This window comes from Pseudomonas sp. FSL R10-2189 (genome assembly GCF_009600325.1).
In the GTDB taxonomy this organism is placed as follows: Bacteria; Pseudomonadota; Gammaproteobacteria; order Pseudomonadales; family Pseudomonadaceae; genus Aquipseudomonas; species Aquipseudomonas helleri.
Window position 1 is genome coordinate 1 of record NZ_WIVZ01000072.1, and the last position, 3,188, is coordinate 3,188.

Annotated in this window: 3 protein-coding genes; all 3 read right to left on the minus strand. The window is 59.9% G+C overall.

What is annotated here, in order from left to right; all coding sequences use genetic code 11:
- Window positions 1-41: 41 nt before the first annotated feature.
- Window positions 42-1,334, minus strand: coding sequence for a TonB-dependent receptor (locus GHO32_RS25770; protein ID WP_256678632.1), 1,293 nt, complete (start codon window positions 1,332-1,334; stop codon window positions 42-44).
- A gap of 113 nt (window positions 1,335-1,447) precedes the next feature.
- On the minus strand, window positions 1,448-2,422 hold the full coding sequence (locus tag GHO32_RS25775) for a FecR domain-containing protein (protein WP_153338385.1): 975 nt from the start codon (window positions 2,420-2,422) through the stop codon (window positions 1,448-1,450).
- Window positions 2,415-2,921 (minus strand): sigma-70 family RNA polymerase sigma factor, encoded by a 507-nt coding sequence (locus GHO32_RS25780; RefSeq protein ID WP_368668527.1) that lies wholly within the window; start codon window positions 2,919-2,921, stop codon window positions 2,415-2,417. The genes GHO32_RS25775 and GHO32_RS25780 overlap by 8 nt, the downstream gene beginning before the upstream one ends.
- Window positions 2,922-3,188: the final 267 nt, after the last annotated feature.

Consider the following 3,188-nt stretch of genomic DNA (forward strand, 5'->3'; position numbering starts at 1 on the left):
AACCAATTACATAGCCAGGTGCTTGCTGAAGTCAGGAGGGTTTAGAAATCAGCTACACCCTTAAATGCGAAGAGCCGGTTTTGTTCGACCCGGGCCAGTGGCGCATTCCACACCAGCCGTGCGCTGAGGCTGTCGCCGCCGGCCTCCATCTCGCGGGCAGAGAGCACTGAGTTGGGGCCAAAGGTTTTCGCGGTTTCCGGGGCGTGGGTCAGGCTGACGTCGAGCTTCCAGTCGTCGTTGACCTGCCAGGCGGCCTTGAGGAAGTAGTTGTCGATGCGTCGGGTTTGGGTCTCGGCGGCGTTGGCGGTTTCGGTCTGGTTGGAAATGGCAAAGACCCGGGTCGGAATGGTCGAGTCTTTACGCGAGAAACTGCCCAGCAAGCCGAAGTTGTCCGTCAGGTGCCCTTCGAGGGTGGCGCGGGTAATGACTTTTTTAAACTCGGGCTGGCTGCTGTTGCCAAAGCCCGCCTTGAAGCTTTCAAGGTCGGGGTCGTCTTCATTGAGGTGGTAGCGGGTCCACTCGGAGCGCGACATCTGCACCGACAGTTTGCCGTGAAAGTCTTTCTTGGGATCGCGGGTATTGGCCTCGATCACGCCACCGTTAAAGCCGCCAAATGCCACTGGCACGTTGCTGTCATAGACCTTGATGTTTTCCAGCAGGTCGGTGTCCAGGGCCATGCCCTGGCTGCGCCCCGGCAACTCGTCGAAGTCGTCGTTGCTGTTACCGGGGTCGAGGTCGTTGTTCATGTTCATGCCGTCGACCACAAACAGGTTTTGCCATGGACGCGCGCCGTTGATGCTGATATCGGCCGGGGCAATTTCGCCGGGCGTCTTGCTGCTGAGCTGATTGTTGTCGAACTGGACGTTGGGGTTGGTGCGTAGCAGGCTGGTTATGTCGCCATTGCCTGAAGGCAAGTTCTCGATCATTTGCCGATCTATCACTTGTTCACCCTGGAAAACGGCGTCCATGGCGGTAATCGGTGTGCTTTTGATCAGCAAGACGTCGCTGTCGGTGGGCGGCAGGATCGATGCGCTGTCTGGCGAGGTGACTTCCCATTGCAGGCCGCTGGAGCGCAACAGGCTAGCCAGGGCGTGTTCCGGGTCCAGGTTGCCGTCTACCGGCGAGCTGCTTAAACCTGTGAGCAGGGCGCTTTCTGCGCTGACCTGCCAGCCCGACTGCTGCGAAAACGCAATCAGCGCGGTAGCCAACGGCTGGGCGGCTATCTGGTAATGCTGACGGTCGGGTTCAGCCTGGGCGGCGAGGGGCAGCGCCGGTAAACCCAGGAGCAGGCCCAAAGACAGTGAGCGCACGTAACGCAAACGCAGAGAAAGCATGAGAGGACCTACGAAATGAAACGCCTTGGTCACTAATGCGAATCTTTATCAGTGACGTTCGTAGGTAAAGACTCTCGGCTGCAGGAGATTTCCAGAAATAGTTGAAAAAAGATTTACGGCGCGTCGGTGACGATCAAGGTATACGGCAGGCCGTCTTGCACGGCGCCGCCCAGCGGGGCGATGGCAGCCTGCAAGGCGCGTTTTGGATCGCGCAAATTCAGGGCGGCCGTGATGCGCCGTTGGCCCAGTGCTTTGTCTGTCAGCAGGATCAGACCGGGCTGATAGCGCCGTAGTTGTTTGATGACGTCTTCTACCGATTGATCGACGGCAACCAGTTGCCAGCGGCGCCAAGGCGCGATGGACTCATTGGGCCATTGTGCCAATCGGGTTTGGTTGTCTGCCGCGCTGTAGCTCAAGTGATCGCCGTGATGAAGGCTGGCGGGCTCAGGCGCCGTCGGGGTTTTTACCGCGACGGTGCCGCTTTCAACGCTGACCTGTACCTCGCCGTTTTCCACGCTGACGGCAAAGGCGGTGCCGGTGACACGAACGCGCACCTGCCCGGCATTTACGAAAAACGCGCGATCTGGCTCGGACTTGACCGAGAAAAATGCCTGGCCCCGCAACAGCGTGACCTGTCGCTGCTCGGGGTCGAAGTGCACATCGGCCACGCTGTTGCTGTCGAGCAGCATGTGGCTGCCGTCGCTCAGGGTGATGTCACGATGCTCGGCAGTAGGGCTGCGGTAATCGGCCTGCAGGGCTTGCCAGTCGGGCAGCAGCATAAACACTGCGCAGGCCGCAGCGGCTGCGCCGATCCATGAGTACTGGCGGCGGCTAAAGCGGCGCGGCGCAGGCGTGGCCACTGCAACCTGTGGCGCGGCGGCGGCGGGCGGGTTCGGCAAGCTCAGGGCTGCACCGCTCAGTTGCCAGACTTTCTGCGCCTTGCGCCACGCGGCGTCGTGTTCGGGGGCGCTGGCCCGCCAGTCATTCAGGCGGCGGTTGAGTTCGGGGTCGTCAGGGTTTTGCTGGATCAGCAGCAGCCAGTCCAGCGCGGTTTCCCAGACCAGATTCGGAGGGGGCGTGTCAGTCATCGCTCAGTTGTTCCGCGCAGTAGGTCAGGGCATCGCGGACCAATTGATGGGCCAGGCTCACAGAGATACCCAGTTGGGTACCGATTTGCTGGAACGTCAGGCCTTGCAGTCGATGCAGGACAAAAGCCTGTCGAGTACGTTCAGGCAGGCGGGACAGAGCATGTTGCAATTTACGCAGCTCGTCCAGATGCAGGGCTTCTTGTTCAGGGGAGGGCGCGTTGGAAACGTGCTCGTCGAGCTGTTCGTCGCGCAAGGTGTGGCGGTTCTCCAGGCTGACCCGGCGGTTCAGGTCAAAGGCCAGGTTGCGCACGATCCGGTACAGGTAGCCGACCGGCTGAGTGAGCGGGACCAAGCTGTCGGCCCCTTGGCTAAAGCGTAACCACGCATCCTGAACCACATCTTCGGCCTTGGCGCGGCAACCCACGATGGGGGCGGCATAGTCCACAAGCGCATGTCGATGCGTGAGGTAGAGCTGAAGTCTTTCGTTGTTGTCGGACACTCGAATCCAGGAAGTCGCACAGGCGATCTGAAGGTGGCCGGATATTAGTGCGAGTGAGATGGATTATCAAATACAACGTTGGTGGACTGGATAGAAGGTGTCAGACCAAGGGAGGGGGGAATGCCGGAAACTAAAAAGCCCGCTTTCGCGGGCTTTTTGAGTGGTTTCACAACCGTAGGCTGTAAACCTGAATTGGTGCCCAGAAGAAGACTCGAACTTCCACGGCCTTGCGGCCACCAGCACCTGAAGCTGGCGTGTCTACCAATT

Coding starts and splice junctions, on each gene's coding strand:
- GHO32_RS25770 (WP_256678632.1), bottom strand. CDS start 1,334: ATGCTTTCTCTGCGTTTGCGTTACGTGCGCTCACTGTCTTTGGGCCTG.
- GHO32_RS25775 (WP_153338385.1), bottom strand. CDS start 2,422: ATGACTGACACGCCCCCTCCGAATCTGGTCTGGGAAACCGCGCTGGAC.